21 protein-coding genes are annotated in these 25,597 nt (G+C 45.9%); 7 read left to right on the forward strand and 14 right to left on the reverse strand.

What is annotated here, in order from left to right; all coding sequences use genetic code 11:
- The first annotated feature begins 239 nt into the window (after positions 1 to 239).
- From cydD to cyaB, 3 genes are all read left to right on the forward strand, one after another.
- The gene (cydD, locus tag RA178_RS04260; RefSeq protein ID WP_306684686.1) at positions 240 to 2,192 is read left to right on the forward strand and encodes a heme ABC transporter permease/ATP-binding protein CydD; all 1,953 of its coding nucleotides are present in this window, start codon (positions 240 to 242) and stop codon (positions 2,190 to 2,192) included.
- Positions 2,189 to 3,940 carry a heme ABC transporter ATP-binding protein/permease CydC gene (cydC, locus tag RA178_RS04265; protein ID WP_306684688.1) on the forward strand — a complete coding sequence of 584 codons (1,752 nt, stop codon included), beginning with the start codon at positions 2,189 to 2,191 and terminating at the stop codon, positions 3,938 to 3,940. Before cydD ends, cydC begins: the two co-directional genes overlap by 4 nt.
- 91 nt (positions 3,941 to 4,031) lie before the next feature.
- Positions 4,032 to 4,619 (forward strand): class IV adenylate cyclase, encoded by a 588-nt coding sequence (gene cyaB, locus RA178_RS04270; protein WP_306684690.1) that lies wholly within the window; start codon positions 4,032 to 4,034, stop codon positions 4,617 to 4,619.
- A gap of 312 nt (positions 4,620 to 4,931) precedes the next feature.
- Here the strand turns inward: cyaB and RA178_RS04275 are convergent, their stop codons facing one another.
- Entirely contained in the window at positions 4,932 to 5,108 is a 177-nt protein-coding gene (locus RA178_RS04275; RefSeq protein ID WP_006082937.1) for a helix-turn-helix domain-containing protein, read from the reverse strand.
- A gap of 93 nt (positions 5,109 to 5,201) precedes the next feature.
- Positions 5,202 to 5,945, reverse strand: coding sequence for a DUF599 domain-containing protein (locus RA178_RS04280; RefSeq protein WP_131524297.1), 744 nt, complete (start codon positions 5,943 to 5,945; stop codon positions 5,202 to 5,204).
- 348 nt (positions 5,946 to 6,293) lie between these two features.
- Here RA178_RS04280 and RA178_RS04285 point away from each other — a divergent pair, with 348 nt between their 5' ends.
- From RA178_RS04285 to RA178_RS04295, 3 genes are read left to right on the forward strand one after another with little or no spacing between them, the layout of a single operon-like run.
- On the forward strand, positions 6,294 to 7,856 hold the full coding sequence (locus tag RA178_RS04285; protein ID WP_263196135.1) for an OmpA family protein: 1,563 nt from the start codon (positions 6,294 to 6,296) through the stop codon (positions 7,854 to 7,856).
- A 22-nt stretch (positions 7,857 to 7,878) separates the two neighbouring features.
- Positions 7,879 to 9,489, forward strand: a complete 1,611-nt coding sequence (locus RA178_RS04290; protein ID WP_263196136.1) for a flotillin family protein — start codon at positions 7,879 to 7,881, stop codon at positions 9,487 to 9,489.
- Positions 9,490 to 9,527: 38 nt separating this feature from the next.
- Entirely contained in the window at positions 9,528 to 10,340 is an 813-nt protein-coding gene (locus tag RA178_RS04295) for a hypothetical protein (RefSeq protein WP_263196137.1), read from the forward strand.
- A 144-nt stretch (positions 10,341 to 10,484) separates the two neighbouring features.
- On the opposite strand, the gene putA is transcribed toward RA178_RS04295, so the two are convergent.
- The 4 genes from putA to RA178_RS04315 form a co-directional block, all read right to left on the reverse strand.
- A complete protein-coding gene (putA, locus tag RA178_RS04300) occupies positions 10,485 to 13,679 on the reverse strand; it encodes a bifunctional proline dehydrogenase/L-glutamate gamma-semialdehyde dehydrogenase PutA (RefSeq protein WP_306684693.1) in 3,195 nt (1,064 codons plus the stop codon).
- Between the two features lie 257 nt (positions 13,680 to 13,936).
- A complete protein-coding gene (locus RA178_RS04305) occupies positions 13,937 to 14,488 on the reverse strand; it encodes a TIGR04211 family SH3 domain-containing protein (protein ID WP_212600477.1) in 552 nt (183 codons plus the stop codon).
- A gap of 224 nt (positions 14,489 to 14,712) precedes the next feature.
- Positions 14,713 to 16,002, reverse strand: a complete 1,290-nt coding sequence (locus RA178_RS04310; protein WP_028761838.1) for an inorganic phosphate transporter — start codon at positions 16,000 to 16,002, stop codon at positions 14,713 to 14,715.
- A gap of 26 nt (positions 16,003 to 16,028) precedes the next feature.
- The gene (locus RA178_RS04315) at positions 16,029 to 16,709 is read right to left on the reverse strand and encodes a TIGR00153 family protein (protein WP_105251552.1); all 681 of its coding nucleotides are present in this window, start codon (positions 16,707 to 16,709) and stop codon (positions 16,029 to 16,031) included.
- A 231-nt stretch (positions 16,710 to 16,940) separates the two neighbouring features.
- On the opposite strand from RA178_RS04315, the gene RA178_RS04320 reads away from it, so the two are divergent.
- A complete protein-coding gene (locus RA178_RS04320; protein ID WP_113939028.1) occupies positions 16,941 to 18,434 on the forward strand; it encodes a CYTH domain-containing protein in 1,494 nt (497 codons plus the stop codon).
- An 83-nt stretch (positions 18,435 to 18,517) separates the two neighbouring features.
- Here the strand turns inward: RA178_RS04320 and RA178_RS04325 are convergent, their stop codons facing one another.
- The 8 genes from RA178_RS04325 to RA178_RS04360 form a co-directional block, all read right to left on the reverse strand.
- Entirely contained in the window at positions 18,518 to 19,342 is an 825-nt protein-coding gene (locus RA178_RS04325) for an ion transporter (RefSeq protein ID WP_105253058.1), read from the reverse strand.
- A 155-nt stretch (positions 19,343 to 19,497) separates the two neighbouring features.
- On the reverse strand, positions 19,498 to 19,827 hold the full coding sequence (locus RA178_RS04330) for a hypothetical protein (protein WP_028761837.1): 330 nt from the start codon (positions 19,825 to 19,827) through the stop codon (positions 19,498 to 19,500).
- 101 nt (positions 19,828 to 19,928) lie between these two features.
- Positions 19,929 to 20,582, reverse strand: a complete 654-nt coding sequence (locus tag RA178_RS04335; RefSeq protein WP_219253960.1) for a DUF4178 domain-containing protein — start codon at positions 20,580 to 20,582, stop codon at positions 19,929 to 19,931.
- Between the two features lie 164 nt (positions 20,583 to 20,746).
- The gene (locus tag RA178_RS04340; protein ID WP_028761835.1) at positions 20,747 to 21,436 is read right to left on the reverse strand and encodes a PspA/IM30 family protein; all 690 of its coding nucleotides are present in this window, start codon (positions 21,434 to 21,436) and stop codon (positions 20,747 to 20,749) included.
- 11 nt (positions 21,437 to 21,447) lie between these two features.
- Positions 21,448 to 21,861 carry a YjfI family protein gene (locus RA178_RS04345; RefSeq protein WP_105251554.1) on the reverse strand — a complete coding sequence of 138 codons (414 nt, stop codon included), beginning with the start codon at positions 21,859 to 21,861 and terminating at the stop codon, positions 21,448 to 21,450.
- Positions 21,862 to 21,939: 78 nt separating this feature from the next.
- The gene (locus RA178_RS04350; RefSeq protein ID WP_263142677.1) at positions 21,940 to 23,664 is read right to left on the reverse strand and encodes a polyamine aminopropyltransferase; all 1,725 of its coding nucleotides are present in this window, start codon (positions 23,662 to 23,664) and stop codon (positions 21,940 to 21,942) included.
- A gap of 4 nt (positions 23,665 to 23,668) precedes the next feature.
- Positions 23,669 to 24,568, reverse strand: a complete 900-nt coding sequence (locus RA178_RS04355; RefSeq protein ID WP_113939026.1) for a DUF350 domain-containing protein — start codon at positions 24,566 to 24,568, stop codon at positions 23,669 to 23,671.
- A gap of 13 nt (positions 24,569 to 24,581) precedes the next feature.
- A complete protein-coding gene (locus RA178_RS04360; protein WP_105251557.1) occupies positions 24,582 to 25,553 on the reverse strand; it encodes a hypothetical protein in 972 nt (323 codons plus the stop codon).
- Between the last annotated feature and the right edge of the window lie 44 nt (positions 25,554 to 25,597).

Raw genomic sequence — 25,597 nt, forward strand, 5'->3', positions numbered from 1 at the left:
AGTTTTTAAAATCAGGCTAGTACTAGGTAAAGTTCCGTTAACTCCTAGATTTATTTATCTTTAGCTCGTTTTTGTGAGTCCGCTAGCAAAAGTCTGTGATAGGGTTTCATCTGTTGTAGATGCCTGCGATACTGCGTCCCTATCGGAACTTTTTAGCTGTTGCAAGCCCCTTAAACTGAGTTGTTATCGATAGTCGATCCCCGCTACGAGTCGCTTAATTGTTTTCTTGTTGGAGCACCATGGATAAGTCGTTAGAAAAATCCCTTCTCGTTTGGCTTAAAGCCCAGAAGAAAGCCTGTGGCCTGTTCCTTAAATTGTCGTTATGGCTTGGGATGATAAGCGCCGTCGCTATGGTGGCACAGGCTTATATTATTGCAATGATTCTGGATGGAGTGATCATAGGGCAGCAAGTCGTACCGCTAACTGACAATGCCCAAACGATCAGTTCCAGCGTGAGTATTGATACCTATATTTCTCATTTTATTGCGTTAATTGCCTTGATGTTACTGCGTGCCTTGCTGGCTTATGGGCGTGAGCGCGCCAGTTTTGAGGCGGGTAAGCGTCTACGTGGCCATATTCGCGCGGCAGTGATGGACAAGTTGACTAAGCTAGGTCCTGCATTTATTAAAGGTAAACCCGCAGGGAGTTGGGCCAGCATAGTCTTAGAGCAAGTCGAAGATTTACAAGATTTTTATGCCAGATACCTTCCGCAAATCAGCCTTGCTGGTTTTATTCCCATCCTCATTTTAGCGGCGGTATTCCCGATTAACTGGGCGGCAGGCTTAATCCTGTTACTCACAGCGCCATTAATCCCTATGTTTATGATCTTAGTTGGCATGGGCGCTGCCGATGCGAATCGCAAGAACTTCAGTGCGCTTGCAAGATTGAGCGGCCATTTTATGGATAGATTAAAAGGCTTAAGCACGTTGAAACTTTTTCACCGTGGTGATGCCGAGCTTAAGGTGATCGCGAGTGCTTCAGAAGAGTTTCGTAGCCGCACTATGTCGGTGCTACGCATGGCATTTTTAAGCTCGGCAGTCTTAGAGTTTTTTGCCGCGGTATCGATTGCAGTATTGGCGGTTTACTTTGGTTTCAGTTATTTAGGCCATTTGGATTTTGGCTACTATGGTGCCCATGCCAATATTAGCTCGAGTATAGTGCCTGAGGTGGGCGGTATTCCTTTCAGCTTATTTACTGGGCTATTTATTCTGATTTTAGCTCCTGAGTTTTATCAACCGCTGCGCGACATGGGGACTCATTACCATGCCAAGGCGCAGGCTATAGGCGCGGCAGAAGCTTTGATTACCTTGCTCGAACATCCGGAACCTGAATTTGCCGGCCACGTCCGTATCAATAGCATAGAGACGCTGAGTGCCGACAATCTTGAGGTGTTCAGTGTCGATGGAACGCGTTTACTTGGCCCGCTGAGTTTTGAGTTAAAAGAGGGTGAACGCTTAGCCTTAGTTGGCCCGAGTGGGGCGGGTAAAACCAGTTTACTCAACGCCTTATTAGGATTTTTACCCTACAAGGGCCATTTGTTGATTAATGGCCATGAGTTATCCGCATTAGACTTAGCCCATTGGCGACAGCACTTAGCTTGGCTTGGACAGGAACCGCAGTTATTTCATGGCACAGTGCGGGATAACGTGGCCTTAGCCGACCCCACTCTGCCCGACGATACGCTGTGGCACTTACTGGCTGAGGCCAATATCAGCGACTTCGTTAAGGCGCAGCCATTGGGTTTAGATGCCCCAGTCGGTGAACAATCCTCCGGTTTATCCGTTGGCCAAGCTCAACGTATTGCTTTAGCAAGGGCGCTTGGGCAGCAGGCGAGTTTGTTTGTCCTTGATGAACCCACAGCCAGTTTAGATAGCCAGAGTGAGCAGGCGGTGAGTTCTGCGCTGAATCGCGCCATGGCGGGTAAGATGTGCATTATGGTGACCCACAGATTAGATCAGTTAGATCAAATGGATACTATTCTTGTGCTCGATAAAGGCTTGATAGTGCAGCGGGGCGATTACACCACTTTGTCTGACACAAACGGCTTATTCCAAACCTTACTGCGTGAAAATGTTGAGTCCGTGGCGGATATTGAACTTGTACCGTTATCGGCAAGCGCAAGTGAGACGCAGCTTGATAGTGACGCTCCACTCGACATTGCCGCCGAGTCTACTAAAGGAGATGCCCAATGAAAGTGCTGATCCCCTTTATTCGATTGTTCTCGCGCCAGTGGCTAATGATGTCCGTGGGCTTGCTGCTGACCATTATTACTTTGATGGCTGGCATAGGTTTACTGTCACTTTCGGGCTGGTTTCTTTCCGCTACCGCGGTCGCGGGTTTGACAATAGTCACGGCGCAGTCCTTTAACTTTTTCACTCCCGCTGGCGGGGTACGTTTCTTATCAATTGCCCGAACCGCTAGTCGTTATGGCGAGCGTTTAGCGACCCATGAGGCGACCTTTAAGTTGCTGACTGAACTTCGTGTTTGGGCGTGGCGTAAACTCTTGCCGCTCAGTGCTAAAAATCTGCAAGGTCTGCGCCGTGGCGACATGCTCAATCGCTTAGTGGCCGATATCGATACCCTAGATCATCTTTACCTGCGACTGCTCACGCCTATGGCAGCATCCCTTCTGATGACGGGGCTCTTGTATCTGTTTCTTGCTTGGTTCGATGCCAAACTTGCACTGAGTCTTTGCTTATTCTTAGTCGCTGTTTGGCTGGTGATGCCACTGCTATTTTATCGCCTTGGACACGCGCCAAGCCGAACTATGCTCGAGACCAAGCGTCATTATCGGGTGCAGTTGTTGGATATGTTGCAAGGCCAAGCCGAACTTAGCCTATTTGGCGCGAACGACAGATTCAGGCAAAAACTGAATGATGCTGAAGTTGCACTTTTTCGCAGCCAAAGCGCGATGGCCAATATCACTGCTCTCAGCCAAGCCATGTTGATCCTCTCCACGGGCTCAGCCTTGATCATGATGCTTTATTTAGCCGCTCAAGGTGTGGGTGATGCCGTGCCGCCGGGCCCCATGTTTGCGCTTATGGTGTTTGCCACTATGGCCTGCGTTGAGATGATGATGCCGATCGCGGGCGCGTTTCAGCATTTGTCAGGCTGCGTATTGGCCGCAACGCGAATTAATGAAATCACCGAACAAAAGGCCGATATTCAATTTGCTGTCGATACTGGCTTGAGGGCAAAGTCTGGCGCATTACAGATTGAAGATATCCACTTTGGTTATCGAGGCGATCAAAACGTGCTGCAAGGTTTGTCCCTTGAGATAAAAGCCGGGCAAAAAGTCGCGTTACTTGGGCCAACGGGTTGCGGTAAGTCGAGCTTATTGACGCTGATTACCCGAGAATGGCAAGCACAGCAAGGGCACATCAAGCTCGATGGTCATGCACTTTCAGAGTACAGCGAGCGCGGTCTTAGGGATGCGATTACTGTAATTAGTCAACGCATCTATTTGTTTGCGGGTACTTTGCGGGAAAACTTAGTATTAGCCTTACCTGTCACTGAGGGCGAGAAACGCACGGCCCACGACGCACGCTTGATTGATGTGTTACAGCGAGTTGGACTTGGCGCTTTACTCACGGGTGATAAGCCGCTGGATATGTGGATAGGTGAAGGTGGACGTCAGCTTTCGGGTGGCGAGCAGCGCCGTATTGGTGTAGCAAGAGCACTGCTGCGTGATGCGCCGCTGCTATTGCTCGATGAGCCAACAGAAGGGCTAGATAAACGCACTGAGCGGGAAATTTTAAGTTTACTATTTGAGTTTGCTCAGGATAAAACCTTGCTGATGATTAGCCATCGTTTAACTGCTATGGCGAAGATGGATCAAATTCATTTACTCGGTCAGGGGAAGATTATTGCGTCTGGTACTCACCAGAGCTTAATTGAAGACAGTGCAGAGTATCAGGCCTTGTACCAAAGACTCACTTAAGGTTTTGGATTTAATCTTTTAGAATTAAGATGTTGGCGCTCAATATTATAAATAGCGATATATTTTACCCATTAAAAGCGGATATGAATCTATGAACCCTGCGATGCCGGAAGCATTAGCCCCACAAATTAATGCCCATTTTAATGGTAAGTTTGAGGTCGAGCTTAAATACCACTTACTGGATCGCCACGCTTTTTTCGTTGCCTTACAAATGAGAAATCCCGAGGTCATGCTCGAAGATAACCTTGAGCATGACTGTTACTTTGATCTGCCATCACAGTCACTTAAAGGTGAGCACAAGAGCTTGTGTATCCGTGAGATGCAGCCATCGGGGATAATGCTGTGGATAGTGAAAGGGCCAGAAAAAGACCGCTGTGAAGCCGTGAATATCACTGAAGCAACAAAAGCAAAAAGTATGCTGCAGACCTTAGGTTATGAGTGCGTACTGGAAATTAAAAAGCGACGCAGTATCTATTTTCTGGGTGAATTTCATCTAACAATTGACCATATCGAAGGTTTAGGGGATTTTGCTGAACTCGCGATTATGACCAATGATGAAACCCTGTTGCCTAAGTATGAAGTTCAATTGCAACAACTCGCCGCTGACTTAGGCCTAAGTGAAGTGCAGCGAGAGTGGTTATCCTATCGGCAGTTGCAGCAGGCTTTAAATAATAAGTAATGGTTCAATCTTTTGGATTAACAGCTTGAGGCTTAATAGCTTAAAGTTTCATCGCTTAAGTTTTATGGTTTACACCGCTAGATTTTGCCTAACCAATCCTTCGCAACAAACCGCTATGGCTAAGTTCAAATCCCTTTGAGCTTCACTGTCCATATCGCATTCACCGTTTGTTTTAACTCGCTATCGACGACTTAAACTTAAGCAGCGTACTTGAATTCGAGTATCACATTTCAATTCAAACCACCTTTACAAATTCAAACGGCTTACATACTGATTATTCAGTTTTATTTGCCGTTAGTTACTTGATGCGTTTTAGCCTAAGCGTTGCGAAAAGGCGAGGTAGCGTTTAACTTCCGCTTCGGGGAATTTTAATTCGTCACCATCTTGAACACTTGAGAGTAAATTCTCCCGAGCGAAGCGTTTGATGGTCGCAGGTGTTTTATCTAGCATTTTGCACACTTCATCTAAGGTTAATAAGTTATCGCTCATGGCACTCTCCCAGTAATTCAATAGAAACACGACCCAAAGAGTATAGAACAATAATTCCAATCAAGATGACGCCAGCGGCCTAAACCGCCAAGGCTATGATTCTATTTTGTGGTTGCGGGCGGTTTCCCGCACTTGGCTCTCTATTTGGAGATGGCCTTTCGCTGCCGTGATCGCCAGAACGGCACGGGACTTGAATTCGCGGCGATATAAGGTTGCGACCACAAATAAGCTGGCCGAGATAAAGAGTATAGGGTGTACAAACCAGCACAATACCGCCATTGAAAAGTAATAGGCACGTAAACCATAGTTATAGGAGTGTGCCGCTTGATCTTGCACTGTCGCCATTTGTCTTGCATAGGCTTTGAGATTGTCATTTGAGCCATCGGTGTCCAGAGGGCCCGCGCCTATCATCACGTTCACAAAGCCGTATTGGCGCATTGACCAAGTAAACTGGAAGAAGGCCATCACAAAAATGCCGACTAGTAGAGCTAACTTGACTTGCACCAGCGCATGATTCGGTGGCGTAGCAAAGGGAATCGTCGCAATAACACTTTCTAGTCGTTCAACTTGCGCAAATAAGGTCAGTACACCCGCAAGCACAAACAGCGTGGTCGATGCAAAAAAGGCAATATTGCGTTCTAAGTTGGCCAGTAGTGCCGCATCACCCACGCGCACACCGCGGGTCATCACCTCAAGCATCCAGTAAATTCTATGCTTATGCAGACCACGGGCAATACAGTCGGTATCTCTCGCCTTGCTACGGGCAAAGGCGGTGTAGCCAGCCCAAGAAACGATAAACCACACCAATGCAGAAATATCTAACAACGAAAATGTCATAGCCACCTTAGTAAAATGTAATATGGGGAGAAAGAGAGAGATTAGTCATGTGCAGATTATGAGGTCTATGAAAGATTTGGTGCAACTGAGAAACGATTCCCAGTAATGATTTTTTTGCATAGTGATTGTGACTTCACATTAGGATAAAACTGTTTTATGACAACTCCTGTGTCAGTCGCTTAAATATCTTCGATATAAAGTTGCTCACAAATTTCAGCCTTAATTAATATTTTGGTTACATCAGTATCAACTTTAGATTGACTTTTTAGGGCTAATTCCTTCTAATCCTTAACTTAATTTATTGCATCTAAAATTCAATTTTGAATTTTTAAAAAGTTAGGGATGACTATGAAGTCAAATTTGAAATCCATATCGCTCGCAGTTGCTGGCGTATTAGCGCTTAGCAGTTGTGCCATCACTCAATCTGTTGAAGATAATAAAGAAACTGTTATTGGTTGTGCTATTGGTACTGGTTTAGGTGTATTGATTGGGAATTATTTAGGTGGCAATGAAGGTATGCTTTATGGCGGTGCTGCTGGTGCTGCGATTGGTTGTACCGTTGGTTATGATTTTCAGCAAAAACGCGAAGCATTAGAACAGTTAGCGAAAACAGAAAATCTTGATATTCAATTTACTTCAATCAGCGCTTCAAAAGCATCAGATGAACAACAAAGTAGCTTACTGATCAGTTCAACCGAACAAACCATGTCGAAGGAAGATTCAGAAAAGTACGCTAATTATCAAGTTGTGGGTATGGCTGCGACAGTTTCGAGTAATAGTGAAGTGATGTTTGCTTCTGGAGCTTCAGAGGCGACGCCACAAGCTAAACAAAAATTTCAAAAACTCGCCGCTATCTATAAAGACTCTAAACAAAACATTTTGATTACAGGTCATACAGATGCCAGTGGTGCTGAATCGTTAAATCAAGAGCTTAGCGAAGCGAGAGCGCGTTATGTGGCAACCCTCTTTAATCAAGCTGGCATTCCGACTGAGCGATTATTCTTCCAAGGAGCAGGGGAGTCACAGCCTGTTGCAGCTAATAGTGATGACGCTGGCAAAGCAAAAAATCGTCGAGTAGAAATTATTGAAATTGACGGTAAACCGGATCAATTACTGGCTTATTCATACAAACAGAAGGCAAATTTGAGTTATTTATCCCGCCGATCGCAGGATAAAGTGGCAGCAGCCAAGCCTACTAATCAAGTGGAAAAGCAGCCTACAACTCAGCCAACTAAACCGAGCACTTCTCGCCTTGAACCAGCTCAAATACAAATGACGGAGTCGGAAATCGTCAAGTTACTTGAGCCAGTGAAACTGCAAAAAGCCTTGGTAGATTTTGGTGGTAAGAAAATGCTCGACCCATCGACAAACTTTATCCAGTTAGTGGGTGCTAAAAAAGAGAGCGGTTTTGCATTATTTAGCAAGGCGTATGCATCTGAAGTCTCTAGCCTAAATTGCGCCGTTGAGGGACCGAGAGTCACGGGGGACGTGAAGAGTTTAGCCACAGGTGAGAGTTATAATCGTAAGGATTACAACACAGCAGATTATTTACCGGGTATGAATGGTACTGCTTGGGGTTATAAAGTGAATGGCCATTATATTGGTTTGACCCCTGTTGCTGTAATTAAGGACAGTGGCACGGCTGTTTCTGCGCCTAAAGTGAATATTTGGAAGAATTACAAAGGTTCAAGTAAAGATGATCCAAATTATCAGCTTACGAGCCATGTAGAGACTTATTATGGTGATAAAGGCTTGTTATATCGTGTTTTTACAACGGAAAAAGACTCTCCTGTGCGCTGTATGGATGTGGTGATGCCAATCGATCGTTCAGCGACCGCGATTGCTGGCAAGTTGTACTACGAGAAGAATAAAACGGTTTATGAAGCCGATTTTGAACCCAAATTGTTATAAGCAATGTGCTTAGGAGCGGTAAATGGATTTTGTGTCTATGTTATTTAATGAGTATCGCACGTTAGTGTCGCTGTTACTTTCGTTGATGGTATTAGTGGTCATTATTACGGTTTGGTGGGATAAGGTCAGTTTCTGGTGGCTTAATACATGGTATGCCTTTCCGGTAATCGGTAAGGAGAGTCGCTTAGCGAAAGATTATGAAACCCAAGTTAAGATTTACGATAAGGATTGGTTGAATACTGAAGTCGCACTGTGTACTGATTTTGCCGCTCATTATGAGAAAGTGAATAAGGACGAGGAGCTTTTCAGTAAAAGCCAAGACTATTTAGGTAAAGTGACTGAAAATGGTCGTAACAACTTACATATTTTGGGGTGGATATTGATTGCCGCCTTAGTGTTTGTTGAAGCAATGGGATTTAGTTACGTTCTTTCAGGTTTCACGATTCCCGGAGCATCGGAAAAACTACAGCAGCAAGGTGCTGTGGGTATCGCCTTCATCATCTCGGTTTTACTGGTAGGTTTAACTCACTTTACTGGACATGAGCTGCATGCTAACTCGCTCATTAAAAAGGCCAAGGTCTGGTGGAAAAATGCTAAAAACCGCGACAAATCGACGCCAGAACTGGCACCTAATACTCGCATTAATTTAGATAAAACCTTTGAGGATGATAATGAGCCTCAATATAAGCAACTCATTAATCGGATCTCTACTAACGCAGAGGTTAAGCCCCGTTATTTCATCACCACGGTTACAGCTATTGCGATCCTAGTGATTGCAGTATTGGCAACCTATGTGCGTGGTCAAGTGCTTGAAAAAATGCACATTGATGAAGTCAATATTCAGCAAACGAGTGGATTGTATCAAGAACAAGACCCCTATGCTGAAGCACCTCCAGCACTCTTACTGGATGAGTCTAAAAGTGCAGGTGATAAAGCAAAGGATGACGTGTGGGATCGTGAACAGAAAGGCGGTTGGGGAACTTTTATTTTTCTTGCTTTCTTATTCATCCTATTACAGATTTTCGGTATTTTAATTGGTTTTAAAACCGGATTTGCTGGCAAACATTCTAAAGATGCGCGCAAAGAAATTGGCAACTTTAAAAGTGAGCGTGAGTTTAAGACGCATTATTCTCGTTTAAAGCAGCAAGTCGCGCGCGTAGCCCAGAAGCGCCTAACTAACTTGCAGCAAAGAATGAATCAAAAAGCCGAAACTAATTGCCAAGATCCTAAGGTGCTAGAGGTGTTAGAGGCATGTGGTGAGCGTTCATTCTTGACGTATATGGAAGATTTAGGTAATGCCGAAAATCGATATGATCAATCGGTACGTTTACGTGAGCATCAAACATTAGCCAGCCATCAGGCGATGAAAAGTGCCGCTGTGGTGGCAACGTCTCATGTTGTTGAGGTAGAAACTTCCGAAGCACCAGAGTCGATGGAAGCAAGATTGAAAGCCGAGCTTGTTGCTGAAACGAATGCTAAAAAGGCTGCAGAGGCCGAAACGCCAGAACAAGCTGAACAACGTATTCGACAAGAGCTGCTTGCTGAAATAACTCAGCAAAAAAAGGTTGTTGAAACGGAAGAGCAGATGCGCGATCGTTTACGCAAAGAGATACTTGGAGAGTTAAGTTCATGACAGGAATGACAAAGCTTGCTAAGTTGGTGGTTACTGGCTTGTTTGGCACTTTAGCTATTTCTATGTGTTTGCCTGCGATGGCCGCTGAGAGAAATGATATTAAAAGTTGCTACGAGTTTGCCAAAATTGCTCCACTAACGGCAAAGACAGTTTCTGGCCGACATTTGTTTGTGGCGATCGATGGTACTTTTTCTCCGGACATAAATATTAAACAGTTAGTTCATGAGAAAGTGCATCTCTTCCTACAAGCTGGGGATAAAATTACTATCATTAGCTTTAGTGCTTATGTAAAAGATTTTTATACCGATGTTTTGTTTAGTGGCAGGCTGGATACTGATATTGCTGACAGGGATGACGTATCGAAGAAAAATCTAATGGCTTTTGATAATTGCATGAACAAGCAAGCTCAGTTCGTTAGAAGTAAAATTGATGCCCATATAAAACATGCTTTTAAACCTAATGATGTGGATTTGCCCAAAACTGAAATCCTCAGTAATTTATCTCAGGTTATTGCGCCGCAAGTGGCTGCCGATACCGAAGGACGCCGAGTATTGTTACTTGTGTCCGATATGGTTGAAAATTCAGATGTGACCAGCTTTTACAGTAAAAACACCTTAAAAGTTATCGAACCTGAGCAAGAAATGCTAAAAATACAAAAAGCGAACATGCTGAGTGATTTTAAGCAGGCAGATATTTACGTATTAGGTGCGGGTTGGGTTCCTGCTACATCAAAAGGATTTAGAGGCGGTCAAGTAATGTTGCCGTTGAAACAGTTTTGGCAGCAGTATTTTGAGTCCTCCCACGCTGAACTTAAAGGTTTTGGTCAACCCGTATTAATGACGGATATGTAATGACTGGGATTTTAATTAAGTTGTTACGTCATAGATAAGTACCGTTTTAGACTCTAATAAAAAAGCCAGACTCAGTCTGGCTTTTTTATTGTTATCGCGATGGCTAAAGATGCATCGCGATATTCTAAAGCAAGTTCAGTGTACTTATTCTTCGCTATCACCGAGTGACAGTAGGGTCGCATTACCACCAATAGCTGTGATGTTGTTGGTGCGAGTCTTTTCAGTCACAAAACGGGTTAAGTAGTGTGGGCCACCGGCTTTAGGACCTGTGCCTGACAGACCTTGACCGCCGAAAGGCTGTACGCCCACCACAGCACCGATTTGGTTACGGTTAATGTAGACGTTACCCACGTTCACTTTGTCGGCAACTTCCAAGGCATGGCCTTCGTTACGGCTGTGGATACCTAAGGTTAAACCAAAGCCTGTGCTGTTGATCTCATCGATCACTTTGCCAAGATCCGCTGCTTTATAACGGATCACGTGCAGGATTGGGCCAAAGTGTTCTTTTTCGAGCACTTTGATTGAGTCAATTTCCACTGCAGTTGGCGACACGAAGTGACCGTTCTCAGTGCCAGCAGGCAGCGGCATTTGCTTGATAAGCTTACCGACTTGCTTGATATGATCGATGTGCGCATCTAAGTTGGCTTTGGCGGTCGCATCGATAACTGGGCCTACGTCGGTTTTTACTGAGCTTGGGTTGCCAATCACTAACTCATCCATCGCGCCTTGCAGGACTTCGATCACGCGATCTGCGATGTCTTCCTGTAGGAAGAGTACACGCAGCGCCGAGCAGCGTTGGCCTGCACTGGTGAATGACGATGAAACCACATCGTTAACCACTTGCTCAGGTTGAGAGGTTGAGTCCACTACCATGGCATTTTGACCGCCTGTTTCGGCGATTAATGGAATAATCGCGCCATCACGGTTGGCGAGTGTGCGGTTAATCAGTTTTGCTGTGCCAGTTGAACCGGTAAAGCACACGCCACCGATACGTTCATCGGCCGTAATTGCGCTACCCACAGTCGCACCAGTACCTGGTAGGAATTGCAGCACTTCGACAGGAATACCTGCTTGATGAGCGAGTTGAACCGCACGGTAACCAATAATTGAGGTTTGCTCCGCGGGTTTTGCGATGACGGTATTACCCGCCGCTAATGCCGCAGACACTTGACCGAGGAAGATGGCCAATGGGAAGTTCCATGGGCTGATACACACGAATACGCCGCGGCCTTGGAGGAACAGTTCGTTCAGCTCTCCCGTTGGGCCAGGAAGCAGTTCAGGTTTTGCCATCATCTTCTTGGCTTGTACTGCGTAGTAACGACAGAAATCAACGGCTTCACGTACTTCGTCGATACCGTCTTGAATGCTCTTGCCCGCTTCACGGGTGCACAGGGCGATCAATTCTTCGCGGTTTTCTTCTAATAAATCGGCCAATTTTTGCAGTGCAGATGCACGGGTTTCCACTGGTGTGCGTGCCCAAGAGGAAAATGCTGCTTCAGCAGACGCGACTGCTGCTTCGATTGCAGCTTTGTCGGTGAAGGCGACTTGACCTACGGTTTGGGTAGTGTCGTATGGGCTAACAACCGTTTTATGTTCGCCAGTTAAGGTTTTACCGTTAACCAGAGGACCCGCTTGCCATTGGGTATTTTTAAACTGTTCTAGTGCCGCGAAAAATGGCTCAGATTCGGAAATGATGTTCATATTGAGTCCCTTGGAATTTTTGCGCTCGCTACCGAAAATATCGGCAGGTAAAACGATTCTGTTGTTAGCCAGGGTTTTGTAACCCGTCAGTGTTGTTAGCGGATGTACCACTAATGACTCGATGGGGGTTTTAGGATCGACCAGTTTGTGGACGAACGAAGTATTCGCGCCATTTTCCAGCAGGCGACGAACTAAGTAGGGCAGTAGATCTTTATGCGCACCGATAGGCGCATAAATACGTACCGCTTTAGCACCAGCTTCAGCCAGAATCGTGTCGTACAGCTCTTGTCCCATGCCGTGTAAGCGTTGGAACTCATGGTTACGATCGCCCGCCATATCGGAAATTGCCGCCACGGTTTGCGCATTGTGGCTAGCAAATTGTGGATAGATAGCACCGCGAGTCGCATCCGATAATAAGTAACGGGCGCAGGCGAGGTAAGAAACGTCAGTACCGGCTTTGCGAGTGTAGAGTGGATAAGCGGCTTCGCCAGCTTGTTGCGCCCACTTAAGTTCGCTATCCCAATAGGCACCTTTTACCAGACGCACTGGGATTTCATCCCCTTGATCTTTCGCTAGACGCGTTAACCAAACCAGTACGGGCAGGGCACGCTTAGAGTAGGCTTGTACGACTATGCCGAGTAATCCCCAGCCTTTAGTTGCTTCAGCATTAAACAGTTTTTGGAACAGTTTTAGTGATAACTCGAGGCGATCGACTTCTTCGGCATCGATAGATATACCGATATTTAAACCACGTGCCAGCTTAATCAGGCGAATCACTGTGTCGTACAGTTCAGTCAAGACGCGGTCTTCATTGGCCACTTCGTAACGTGGGTGCAATGCCGACAGCTTGATGGAGATTGTTGGGCGCGGTGATTCATTTTCGTTATAGCTTTGAGCACCGAGCTCGGTTATCGCATTGGCGTAATCGGTATAGTATTTCTCGGCATCTTTGCGAGTTAACGCCGCTTCGCCCAGCATGTCGTAGGAATGGGTATAACCTAACTTACGTTTGTCTTCGCTGTTCTTTAGGGCTTCTTTCATGTTGCGGCCCAGTACGAACTGCTTACCCATGATCTTCATCGCAGCCATCATGGCTTGACGGATCACAGGTTCACCCAGACGATTCACTAAGCGGCTCAACAAGTTGCTTGGAGTACCATCGAGTTTTTTATCGAGTTTAACGATTTTACCTGTGAGCATTAAGCCCCAGGTCGATGCGTTAACCAGCACTGAGTCACTCTTGCTCATGTGCTCATCCCACTTAGCGCCTGAAAGCTTATCTTCAATTAGCGCATCGGCAGTGGCCGCATCGGGAATTCGCAGTAAAGCTTCGGCTAAACACATCAGGATAATGCCTTCCTGTGTTTCTAAGCTGTACTGTTGCAGGAAGGCATCTATGCCGACCATCAAGCCTTTTTTATCGAATTGACGAACCTTATTGACCAGTTCGTGGGCACGACGAGTGACGCGCTCTATGGCTTCATCACTGGAGGGCACTAGTTTGATCAGCTCTGACAAGTATTGTTCTTCATCGACAATGTAGTTGTCGCTGACTGCTTTGAACAGTTCGTCGAGATTGGCAGAATCGTAGCGGCCTGCCAGCACTTCACTCGCTTTGAACATAGTTATCGCTTCCATCTTGGCCGTTATTGGGGCGCTATTGTTGAAACAAATTGGGAGGCGCCAAACGCATTTGATATTTTGTATACAATATGAAGGTTTGCGCGCGCAGATTATACAACCAAAATGTGACGGACAACACTATAGCGTGAAAGATTGTGAAGCTTGTTTGATTAGCTTGTTAATAAGTCGATGTAACGCTTGATTGACAAAAAAGCCAGTGTTTGAAAACACTGGCTTTTGGAAGGTAAATTAAGACTTGTTGTGTGTCAGACTCACATCCAACGTTTTTTATTGCGACGTTGTGGTCTAGGTAAATACACTAAAATAATGCCTAGGATTAAGCCCATGCCAGCGATTAAGCCACCTTGGCGCCAAAGTTCAAAACGTTCGTCTTGAGCGGTGCGATCTACCGCATTTTTCAGTTGATCACGTTCTTGAGTCGTTTTAGCTAGGGTGGTTTCTAACTCGCTTAGTTTAGCCTTTAATTCGAGCAGTTCGCCGGCATGATTATCCGTTGAACTTGATACTTCTGCTAACTTAGCTTTGGCCTGTGCGAGTTCAGTTGTTAACGCAGGGACTTGCTCACGGAAACTTTGAGTCGAACTGATCAAGTTGGTTTGTACCCAACCTTCACGGCCTTTATGGTCGATTATTTTGGAGTAATCACCTTGAGTTTCGTTGAGCAGTGTCACAGGTTGACCCGCTTCAATTGATCCAACAATTCGAAACTCAGTACCAGGGCCACCTAAAAGATACAGAAACACGTTATCCGAGATGTAGCGGGATTGGCCTTCGGCCAGCAGGTTGGAAGACAGCAAGATCATTCCTACCAGAGTCAGGAGTCTAAACACTTTTGTATTCTCATCAACGAAATAGTCTGCACATGCTAGGGATTTGAGGCCTGTAATGCAAGAGGGAAGTCATAGACTTCCCTCAACTTTACGGCATCCATGCTATGACCATTCCAATTTAATTCAATCTTTCCTACGACCTTCTAGTCCTAGGCGCTAATACTGCTTAATGTCAGCAACACATTTAGCGAGACTTCTTAATTAAAAATACCTTTAATCATATAGAAGAAGATGATTGATAGGCCAGCACCTGCTGGTAAGGTCACAACCCAAGATACGACTATATTACGTACCACACCAATGTTAATCGCTGCGATACCACGGGCCATACCTACACCTAATACCGCACCCACTAAGGTTTGTGTGGTAGAAATAGGTAAACCAGTGCTAGAAGCAATAACTACAGTCGTTGCCGCGGCTAATTCTGCCGCAAAACCACGACTTGGCGTCAAGTGAGTGATGTTTTTTCCGATAGTTTGCATAACGCGCTGACCAAAAATCGCCAGACCCATCACAATACCTACGGCACCCAAAGGTAAAATCCACCAGACTAGAGGTGATTTCGCTGCAATCTCACCACCGCTATTGACGACTGAAACAACCGCCGCTAATGGACCAATCGCATTTGCTACATCGTTTGAACCATGGGCAAAAGCCATACAACAAGCTGTCAGAACCATCAGGATCGCAAACACTTTTTCAACGTTTTTGAACTGGGTTTGACGATCTGCTTTATCACTCATTTGTAAGCGTGAAATGGCGATTTTACCTAAGATACCAACTACAGCGGCAACAGCACTTGCGAGTAGGTAAGACTCGGTAACTGAGAAATGCAGACCAACATGGGATAAGCCTTTCATAATCGTCATTAATGACATGATGAAACCAGCAAATGCCATATAGAAAGGTACGAAACGCTTAGCATTACTCAATGGATCGTCAGTGTTGAAAATGAGTTTTTGAGTGCTTTGGAAGAGGATGAATGCCATAAAGCCCGAAATAGCAGGGGTTACGATCCAAGAGCCTACAATCCCGCCCACTTTATCCCATGAGACTGAATCTGCACCAACACCCACGGCGGCGAAACCAATAATCGCACCGACGATGGAGTGAGTCGTTGATACCGGCCAGCCAAGAGCAGATGCGACGACAAGCCAAATACCTGCTGCCAACAATGATCCTATCATGCCGTAAACCAGCAATTCAGGAGTCGCAGTGAAATAGCTAGAATCAATAATACCGCTACGAATGGTATTGGTAACTTCGCCCCCAGCTAAAAATGCACCGGAAAACTCAAAGATCATTGCGATAATAATCGCTTGTTTAATTGTAATTGCGTTTGAACCTACAGAGGTTCCCATCGCATTGGCGACGTCATTCGCCCCAATACCCCATGCCATGAGAAAACCAAATGCAGCCGCAATGGCAATAAGCCACGGGCCATTGGTGACTAAGACGTTAGCCACCTCAATACCTGCATCAACCATATTGATACCTTGATAACCTTAATTTGTTAAACGCGAGCCAGCATAAGCTCAAGACGCGAACCGACGCGTTCGGCAAGATCTGCAAGACCACCGACCCATTCAATCGTTTTGTAGAGGAACATCACATCGACAGGATTCAATTCAGATTCCATAGCGAATAACTGACGGCGTAACTGAATTTGTAGATCGTCAGTATCTTCTTCGATGATATCGAGTTCGTTGATCATTTTTGCCACTAAGTCGACTTCACGGCCACGGAAACCTGTTTCTAACAGATCTTCGAGTTCATTAATGACTTGTTTTGCTAGTGCTACCGCATCGATACAGCGTTGTAGATAAGCAATAAATGGGACTTGCATGACCTGAGGGATTAACAGCTGACGGCCGATAACACGACCGGAAATATCTTTGGCTTTGTTGGCTATCTTGTCTTGTTGAGTTAAAAGTTCCAATAAATCTGTACGTTCTACTGGCATAAATAAACCGCTTGGCAGAGTAAGGCGGATTTCACGCTTCAGTGAATCTGCTTGCTTCTCGGCTAAACTAATTTGCTTACGTAATTGAACTGCACTGTCCCAGTTACCTGTGATAGTGGCTTCGAAAAAGGGGACGAGTAACGATGCGCAATCGTGTACTTTGTCCATGTGCTCTTGAAGAGGCTTAATTGGCGATTTTGCAAACACGCCCAAAATAGAGTTTACTGGCATTGCCGTTTACCTATTTAGATTGTTCCATTATTGGAAAAAGCGGGCGCATGTTAACCTATGCGTCCGCGTATTGAAACTGTGTTTTTTCAGAAAAAACGACAGGTTTATTCTAACGGGTTATATACCAACTGCAAAACCAAATCCTACGGGATTTTTATGACACATTTGTGACATTATGAACTAAAGATGACGCATCGATGAATATTTGATGACAAAGTGAGCGGTTACGCAATGAATGCTGAGATTGAATTAAAACTGTTTTTCCTGCCGATATATCAAGAATCCCTGATAAATAAGTTAGATAGTCTCGATAATGCCGTACCTCAAGGTCAACGTCGTTTGGCGAATGGTTACTTCGACACCCCTGACTTGCAATTACGTCAGTGGGACATGGGATTGCGGGTGCGCGGTTACGATGCGCACCGAGAGCAGACCATAAAAACCGCAGGACAAGTCGTGGGCGGCATTCATTCGCGGCCCGAATACAATGTGACTATCCAATCCGATAGCCCAGATTTAAGTCTATTTCCTACCAGCATTTGGCCCACTGATGCCGATTTAGCGGCAACTCAAGCTCAGTTAACTTGTATATTTCACACCGATTTTCATCGTCGCGCTTGGCATGTTCAGATTGATAACAGCGTGGTCGAAGTTGCGTTAGACATAGGTGAAATCACCGCCAATGGTCAGCAAGAAGCCCTGTGTGAGCTCGAGTTTGAACTCCTCAGTGGCGATACTGAGGCGCTACTTAAGCTGGCGATGCAGGTGGCGAGTGTTGTGCCCGTGCGTTTAGGTAAGGCCAGTAAAGCGCAGCGGGGCTATCGATTGGCGGGCAAGGCTAAGCCGCTCGATTTAAAAGCATTGGAATTTCTGCCACTGGCCGAGTCACACGATTCTTCACAGGATTTAAGTGCAAACTGCCAAATCCTGCTTGAAACCGCCCTTGAGCGCTGGCAATTATTAGAGAGCATGATTGCAGAGGAAAGCGACCCTGAAGCCTGTGTGGCACTATGGTGGCGGATGCGCGCCTGTATTCGTTTGCTGCGGATGACCTTAAATCAGTTCGAATTATTGAATGTGACACTGTCTAGCCAATTTATGCTGATTGAGAAGCAGCTCGATTTTATTGAGCAGGCACAGGCGTTGACCGCCTTGCTTGGTAGCCAAAGAGGCTTATTTGCTAAACTTGGCCAACATGCCCAAGTTAAGGCGCGACTTCTGGCGCAACTGACAGAGATTAATCTGACGGAACGCTTACTCTCTCTATGGCAACAGACCGAATATGGTCAATTACAGCTGGCTATTGTTGAACTGTTGCTAAAGATCAGTGCTGGTGAAGTGGACATCCCCCATCAGCCTAGCTTACGCCAGCATGCCGATCGTGCTCAGCAAGCTTCTTGGATGGCGATAATTGAGGTCATGCCACTCAATAGCGTCATGACAGCGGCAAATTATCTACAAGTGGCCACAGTGTTGGATGCGAGCATTCTTGTGGGTCATGCCTACGGCAGTTTATATGAGGCGAAATCACGGGACGCATTTCGTGCACCTTGGCAAGATCTCGCGCTTGGGATTAAAACTTTGGCTTGTTATCGCGCCTTACAGGATGCGAGTCGGGAGTTAGATATCAATTTAGCTGAGTGGCTGGAAGACAAGCAGCAGAGTTTGTTGTTTGCTATGGAATCGACACGCCGTAACGCGATGCAACAGCAGGTCTACTGGTAGTATTACTTTTTATCGCTGATAAACGGGAAAGGCTCAATCTAATATAGATTGAGCCTTTCCATTAGTCCGTTTTCGCAACAAAGTCAGCTATTTTTTGTTTCGATAGCCTGCTTAAGTTCCGCAATTTGAGCCAGCATTTGCGCTTGATTTTGTTCTATTTTTTGTTGGTTCTCTTCCATTCTTGCTAAGGCTAATTCAAGCTCTGATTTGATTTCGGCTTTATGCGCATCTTGACGTTCTTGGCGTTCAGATTCATCTGGCGCGACAAATACCGACGCCATATAGCCTGAAATCACACCAAAAAAACTCACACCGCTGACAATGACCACGCCACCTATGATGTGGCCTGCTGTGCTTACAGGATAATAATCGCCGTAGCCGACGGTAGAGATAGTGACTAATGCCCACCAAATCGCTTGCTCAGCGGTCTGGATATTGGCGCCTTCGGTGCCGCTTTCGACGATGAGCATAATGACGGAAGCTAATGTCAGAATCGTCACCATAGCAACCAGTAGACTGGCTAAGGTGGCTTGTTTACGTTGTTTTACCAGTGGGAGCAGCAGTGAGCGACTCATGCGGATCAGGCGTATTACCCGTAGGATTTGAAAAAGCCGTGCCATGCGTAGGGCTTCAATCGCCGGAATACTGGCAATAAAATCAATCCAATGGTGTTTAATGAAAAAGCGTTTATCGCGAGCACGGATCAACCCAACAAAGAAGTTGATCATAAAAATCATACAAATACTGGTATCGACAAAGAAGAGCAAGCGGTAGGTTTCGCTATCTAGGCGGCCGAAGGTCATGACAAGTACTATGATCACCGACAGCAAGGACAATAGCATCATCGCCATTTCGAATGGAGAAGGAGTGCCAAGGGTGCGAAGCGACCATGGGGTTTTATCTGTCATGCCAAACATGATCCCTGTTAAGTGCGGCGAATATCACTACTAAAGTAAAAGACTTTAGGCTGTGAGTAAATTGACTGAGTTAATAAAAGGGCTATAAATCGATTAATCGCGCCAGCCAATGGTAAGAAGGGTTGGCGCTTGAGATCAGCGTTGCTTTAGGTTTCATCAACAAAGTGGACTAAATCGTCGAGTACACGACGTTTAATTTCTAGCTGTGAATCGGCACTTAAACCATATTTCTCTGCCAGTTGCACATAGTCATCTGCATTGAGTGACACGGTAAGACGCGGACGCGTTGGCCGTTTCGATACGCTAAGACCTAAAATAGTGCGAATTTGATCAGAAGGGCTAACGCCTGCATCTAACGCGGCTTTACGAATAGAGTATTGAAATTTTTCATCGAGATCGAAGGCAACCTGTGTCGCCTTAGCGGCTTGTTGGTTCTTTAACCATTGCTCGGGCAGAGGGTGTTTGGTTTTACTCATGGCGTATTACCTATTGCTATCAACCGTTTCTAGCGCTTATCTGTGAGATTGTATTGGGATTATTGATAAAGTGCGAGCACGCACTTTATCTTATTTTCGTGTTATTTCGCCGGCCAGTATTCCCGAATATCCGTTAGCGGGCGATATAGGGTCAAAACGACATCGGTATCACCCCCTTCGTAGACTTCCACTTCGACGGCGCAGCTTTCATTGTCATCAAGTAATAAATAGTACTCAAAGGGCTCACCTGTGGCGCCATTGGCATCCTGTGGCGGCTTTTGGCCACGATAATCCTGACGATGGAAATAGCCAAAAGCGGCAAAAGTCACTTGGTGGTATTGTTTTCCAAGCCATTGTTCAAGTTGTTCAGCTAAGTCGGCCGATAATACTTGCGTAGTTAACTCGGCATGACCCGGTTCCTCGAACAGGGCGCTGAATTGCTCGAGATCGAATAATTGCTCCACTTGGGCGCGGGAAACCTTAATCGAAAAGGCGAGATAGGTTTCGTCGTCTTCTTCAATGCTCAAAAAGAGAGTATCACTACCATGTCCCTTGAGTAACCACTCGGAGTGTTGTTTACGTTCAGACTCGTAAGTATGTACGGCTTCGACTCTTAATTGTTGACCACGGAGTTGTGGTGGCAGGGCAAAACTATCATCAATTGAGATCATGTCGCCGACATTGAGCTGGGACGGGTGATTGAGCTCGCGCTGTGGCGGGGCTTTCTTACCAAAAATACTATTGAAAAATCCCATAGTGACTCCTGCTGACTATGCTCGCGTGCGGCCTCATATTGATTGGCTGCGGATATTCACGGGCAATAGTGGTCATTTTTATTTAATGAGGATGAAACAAAAAAATGCCGAGGTCAGTAGGGGGTGATGATCCCACTGAGACTCGGCATTCGGTCAATCATTGCTTAGCTTTTACGTGCTTTGATTCGATCTAGCACTGCATTTGCGTTTGACTTTTGCTCACCAATACCTGCTTCGGCTAGTTTGGCTTGCAACGACTTATCACTGTTTTCATCGGCTAAGGTTTCAGCCGCTTTTAAACGGTCGTCAAATTGTTGCTGACGTGCCTTGATACGTTCTAGTGAATCTTTAGCGTTCAGCAGCTTAGAGTTGCTAGACGCGAACGAGTCAGTAATGGTTGCCGTCGCTTTTTGGACGCTTTCGGTGGTTTTAACCATGCTCAACTGACGTTGATAATCAGACAATTGGCGTTCGGTTTTCTTCACTAAGTCTTTCAAGCGTGCAGCATGGGCGCTAAAGCTGTCGTTGGCGCTTTGTTGCTCAGACAACTCTTGGTCTAACTGAGCAATCTTTTCAGCAATTTCAATCGCTAAGGCTTCATTACCTTTGTCCAATGCTTGAGTCGCATAACCTTCGTGTTCTGCAATCGAACGTTTCAGACGGTCAATTTCACGGCTGGCTTGCATTTCTTTTGCCATGACATCGGTCAGTTCACGTTTAGCATTGGTTAAATGCTTTTCTGCATCACGGATTTCCTGTTCGAAAATACGGGTTGAGTTTGCGTCAACGATGCTTTGGCCAACTTCGGTGGCACCACCGCGAAACGCTGTTAAAATTTTATTCAGAATGCCCATTTTGTGGCTCCTTATTTCAGATAGTCGACCAATTCATCAATAACTTCTAAACAGTTATCAGATAAAACTGCTAATTCTTGCTCGATTTCGAGCATGCTAGATTGTAGTGATAGCGCACCGTAAACCACGTATTTGTCATCAATTTTTGCAAAAGCTGACAAGGGCATTGGAATGTTGAGCTCTAGCATGGTTTCAAACATTTCACTGCGACGTTCTTGATTTACTTCGTTCTCGCCCCACAGGTAGCTGATGCAAAGTACTTGGTTGTCCGTTACCGATACAAATACCGGGATTTCTTCACGGCCGACCACATTCACTTGCAACACTTCGACTTCACCATCGATTGGATAACAATCAAATTGAAAGCCAGTTTGGCTGTTGTTGCCAAGACTGTTGAGGTGATTGGCAATGGTATGGATATTCATATTTGTCCTTATTGACATATTATGTCTGTGTTCAAAGATAGCACCGAGACATAATATGTCAAGTACTATCTCATCCTATTAAAAAAGATCCAGTCCTTGATTCTCGGACCAATCTTGCAAATGGTAGTGATACAGCTGCAATGAACCCAATTCATTGGGTTTTATGTTGGCGGCATCTTGATAAAAATTGGCTGGAAACTCAAAGGCGCCATCCACTAAACCTAAAGTGAGCCAGTCATCTTTGATGGGCAACTCAGTTAACTTCGCTAATCTGTGTTGTGCATCGAGTCCGCCTAATGTTGCAATACTCCAGCCCCATTCGCCAAAACTGGGCACATTATGATGGTACTGCTTGACGTCAAATCCCGCCAATGCCAAGGTTTTTGCTACCGAAATAAAGGCCTTAGGGGCATGGTAAGGCGATGTTGACTGTACAGTCAGAGCGCCATCACTGCTTATAAGTTCCTTTAATTTACGGTAGAAATAGTCCGAATAGAGCTTATTAAGATCGGGATGGCTCGGATCAGGCAAGTCTACGATAATCGCATCGTATTTCACGCCTGTGGCAATCAGTTTATCGACACCATTAAATGCATCGTCGTTGATCACTGTGACACGGGGATCGTTCAGTGCGTTGCCATTGAGCGCCAACATAGCGCGACTGAGACTATCGGGCATATCTGTATCGGGCGATTTAAATAATTGCACTAGGCCCACATCGAGATCGAGCAGCGTGACTTGTTCAGGTTCCCAGCGCAGTACTTGTTTGAGACCGAGTCCATCACCGCCGCCAATGATCAGCACCTTGTTGTGACGGGCACTGGCCGCGAGCGTAGGATGAACGAGAAACGTATGGTAGATGTGCTCGTCTATGCTAGAAAATTGTAAGCGACCATTGATGTATAAAGCATAAACGGGCGGTAGACCGTTACCGCGCAACCGCTCGGTGAAGGTCAGCTGTTGGAAACGTGTCGCCTTGGCGTAAACCACTTTGTCTTTATAGAGCAAATTATTGAATTCTTGCTCCCAGCGTGGGCCGTGGATTGCTAATACGAGTAAGACGCCAGTCACGATAAAATGCCCACTCAAAAGCAGTTTAGGGCGGCGGATTTTAGGCCAGAATCGCCAGATAAACACAAAACCTGCCAATAGATTGAAACTGGCGGTTAAGGCGGCGGCGAGTTGGATATCGATGGCGAGCATAAAGCCAACCCAAATTGCGGCACCTATGCCTGCGCCTATGTAATCAGCTCCGTAAATGGTGCCCGCGTTATGCAGTAAATGCTCGTCGGAAAGGGATTGGCGAACCCTAGCAATCAGCGGGATTTCCATACCAATCATCAGGCCCAATAACACACCCCACACATAGGGTAAGTATTCGCTGAGTTTTTGCAGCGAGCCTATCATGCCACCTTCGGGCAGTTGATCTGGCGGTAAACCTAAGGTATTAGCAATGATCAATGGCAGTTGTTGACCAAAACCAATCACCGCTGCTGTGATTAAAATGGCGAGTGAGCCACAGAGTGCAACTGTGAGTTCTAAAATCACAAAACCGGTAAAGGCATCACGGATCTTACGCGCGGCGAAGGCACCTAGCCCCATGGAGACAATCATTAAGCCTATCATGGTGTAAATGGCGGCTTCTAATGCGCCTAAAATGCGGCCCGCATAGTGGGATAAAAGATATTCGTAGATCAGGCCGCAACCTGCTAATACGGCCATAATGCCCAATAAGAGAACATCGTCGAACCAACCTAGGCGGCTAGGTTTAGCCGCCGAGGGAGTTAAGCTAATTTCTTGCATTCGATTAAGCCATCAGTGCCGTAAGAATAAGTGCGATAGCGATACTGATCGCCATTTCTACTGCGGCGATACCGATATTGTGTTGTCTTTCCACTTCATCGGCTAAATCGATACGGGCCAATACCAGTTTCTTCACGACGAACAGCAGTAAGGAGAGCGCGATCAGCATAATGACTGAGAACACTAACCAACCGATCACGTTAGTCACATAAGCCGTTGGATTATAAATAATAAAGTGACTGGCGGCATTAAAGCTCAGTGCCATAGCAATCATATAACCCGCATGGCGTAGCGCTAACGCTGTATGACCTTGGGCTAAGGCTTGCTGCATAGATGAGTCTTGGTTGCGGCTTGCGAAACGGTTTTCACGCCAGCGCGTGAGTAGCACTAACATCAACTGCGAAATCGCAAAGGCGCTGAAGATGGCAATGAAGGTATCGACCGTTAAATCTTCTGCCCACAGCAAGACGGAGCGAATGATAATGGCGGTAGCAATAGCAACGCTAGCATCGACGATAGCGACGGACACATTACCTTTGATGATTTGCTCGTTCTTATCAAACTCATTTAGCGCTATTTTATCGTGGAGAAAACGTCCGAGTTTAATCAGTACTAAACCGAATAAACCATAGCAGCTCATGCCAATCGCTTCGGTAAGATAAGAGTGTGCCGCAGCGCCTGTGATAGCGCCTGTAAGCACTATGCCTAGGGCGGCAACTGCGCCAGCGGTACTTATGCCAAAGGCAAAGTTATCCCGCTCTGCCAGCTCCTTACTGCTATTGACCTTTACACTCCAACCTTGCAAATAACGCATTAGCGTTAGCAAAATCACGGCTATGGTGAGATCGATAGCCAGAATGATGGCTAGCTCTGGTGTGATACCGAAATCCTGAAATAATGTCATTGGAAATCCTTAGTTACTTGCCCCGGCGCACACTGCGGGTCGTGCGATTGCTGGAATTGCGGAAACTGCTGTCTTTAGCATAGTTAGATCGAAACTTACTGTTCGAACTCTTGCTCGCACTTGTCGTGCTGGCCTTAGGTGCGCTGGTACTTTCACGGGATAACGCCGTGCCACCAGTTCGCGGCTTAGCATAAGGGCTGTCAAAGCGCTTGCCTTGTGAGTCGAAACGTTTTTTCGTTTGTTCGAAGGTCTTATTTTGCGCATCCGCTTGTTTGGGTGAGGTATAGCGATAACGACCTACGTCATTGTAATAGCTATAACCTCGGTTACCCGACCAACGATCGTAGGAAACTGGGCGATTGAAAACATTCGAAAACATCGAATACATGCCATACCAAGCCCAAAACGAAGTGCCGCTTGAGTCGGTTTGCCAGTTGCCGTAAGAGGGATTACCAACTAATTGACTGCCTGGACCAAAATCTTCACCGCCATTGGCTAATGTTGCGGCCTCACGGCTAATCGCATTTACGCGAGCCAGTTTGCCGTCGGACATATCGGCGACCACGTTGACGGGATCAGACAACATATCGTTAAACAGGCTGGGATCTGCAGCTTGATAAAGATTTTCTGCTTCGGCCAGCTGTTGATCGAGATCAGCAAAGTTACTTGCCACTTTTGATTCATCTAAACGACGTTTTAGCGAGGTATACATGGGACCTTGGGTACCAGAATCCTTTGCTAATTCATCGAGTAAGGGCGCTAAATCGGGTTTCTGTTGCTTTAGCAGTGTCGTGTATTGTTTTAAGAGGTTAGCGTTACGCAACTGCCCGTCATCGATCATCGTCGTGAGCGTAGCGAGACGTTGCTGTGTGAGTTGTTGATACTTCGCGATTTTATCCGGTCTGTCATCGCCACAACCCGTCAGCGATAGCGAAACGGCTAAAAAAAGTATCGATGTGAGAACACGGGTTAGCATTCCTGCCATGTTTTCTCCAAAAGGTAATGAAATAAAACTCAAATACTTGCAGG

This window comes from Shewanella oncorhynchi (assembly GCF_030848765.1).
Taxonomy (GTDB): domain Bacteria; phylum Pseudomonadota; class Gammaproteobacteria; order Enterobacterales; family Shewanellaceae; genus Shewanella; species Shewanella oncorhynchi.

Bases quoted from the DNA above. Each gene is read 5' to 3' on its own strand.
- cydD (WP_306684686.1), top strand. From the start codon at position 240: ATGGATAAGTCGTTAGAAAAATCCCTTCTCGTTTGGCTTAAAGCCCAG.
- cydC (WP_306684688.1), top strand. From the start codon at position 2,189: ATGAAAGTGCTGATCCCCTTTATTCGATTGTTCTCGCGCCAGTGGCTA.
- cyaB (WP_306684690.1), top strand. From the start codon at position 4,032: ATGAACCCTGCGATGCCGGAAGCATTAGCCCCACAAATTAATGCCCAT.
- RA178_RS04275 (WP_006082937.1), bottom strand. From the start codon at position 5,108: ATGAGCGATAACTTATTAACCTTAGATGAAGTGTGCAAAATGCTAGAT.
- RA178_RS04280 (WP_131524297.1), bottom strand. From the start codon at position 5,945: ATGACATTTTCGTTGTTAGATATTTCTGCATTGGTGTGGTTTATCGTT.
- RA178_RS04285 (WP_263196135.1), top strand. From the start codon at position 6,294: ATGAAGTCAAATTTGAAATCCATATCGCTCGCAGTTGCTGGCGTATTA.
- RA178_RS04290 (WP_263196136.1), top strand. From the start codon at position 7,879: ATGGATTTTGTGTCTATGTTATTTAATGAGTATCGCACGTTAGTGTCG.
- putA (WP_306684693.1), bottom strand. From the start codon at position 13,679: ATGGAAGCGATAACTATGTTCAAAGCGAGTGAAGTGCTGGCAGGCCGC.
- RA178_RS04305 (WP_212600477.1), bottom strand. From the start codon at position 14,488: ATGATCTTGCTGTCTTCCAACCTGCTGGCCGAAGGCCAATCCCGCTAC.
- RA178_RS04310 (WP_028761838.1), bottom strand. From the start codon at position 16,002: ATGGTTGATGCAGGTATTGAGGTGGCTAACGTCTTAGTCACCAATGGC.
- RA178_RS04315 (WP_105251552.1), bottom strand. From the start codon at position 16,709: ATGCCAGTAAACTCTATTTTGGGCGTGTTTGCAAAATCGCCAATTAAG.
- RA178_RS04320 (WP_113939028.1), top strand. From the start codon at position 16,941: ATGAATGCTGAGATTGAATTAAAACTGTTTTTCCTGCCGATATATCAA.
- RA178_RS04325 (WP_105253058.1), bottom strand. From the start codon at position 19,342: ATGACAGATAAAACCCCATGGTCGCTTCGCACCCTTGGCACTCCTTCT.
- RA178_RS04330 (WP_028761837.1), bottom strand. From the start codon at position 19,827: ATGAGTAAAACCAAACACCCTCTGCCCGAGCAATGGTTAAAGAACCAA.
- RA178_RS04335 (WP_219253960.1), bottom strand. From the start codon at position 20,582: ATGGGATTTTTCAATAGTATTTTTGGTAAGAAAGCCCCGCCACAGCGC.
- RA178_RS04340 (WP_028761835.1), bottom strand. From the start codon at position 21,436: ATGGGCATTCTGAATAAAATTTTAACAGCGTTTCGCGGTGGTGCCACC.
- RA178_RS04345 (WP_105251554.1), bottom strand. From the start codon at position 21,861: ATGAATATCCATACCATTGCCAATCACCTCAACAGTCTTGGCAACAAC.
- RA178_RS04350 (WP_263142677.1), bottom strand. From the start codon at position 23,664: ATGCAAGAAATTAGCTTAACTCCCTCGGCGGCTAAACCTAGCCGCCTA.
- RA178_RS04355 (WP_113939026.1), bottom strand. From the start codon at position 24,568: ATGACATTATTTCAGGATTTCGGTATCACACCAGAGCTAGCCATCATT.
- RA178_RS04360 (WP_105251557.1), bottom strand. From the start codon at position 25,553: ATGGCAGGAATGCTAACCCGTGTTCTCACATCGATACTTTTTTTAGCC.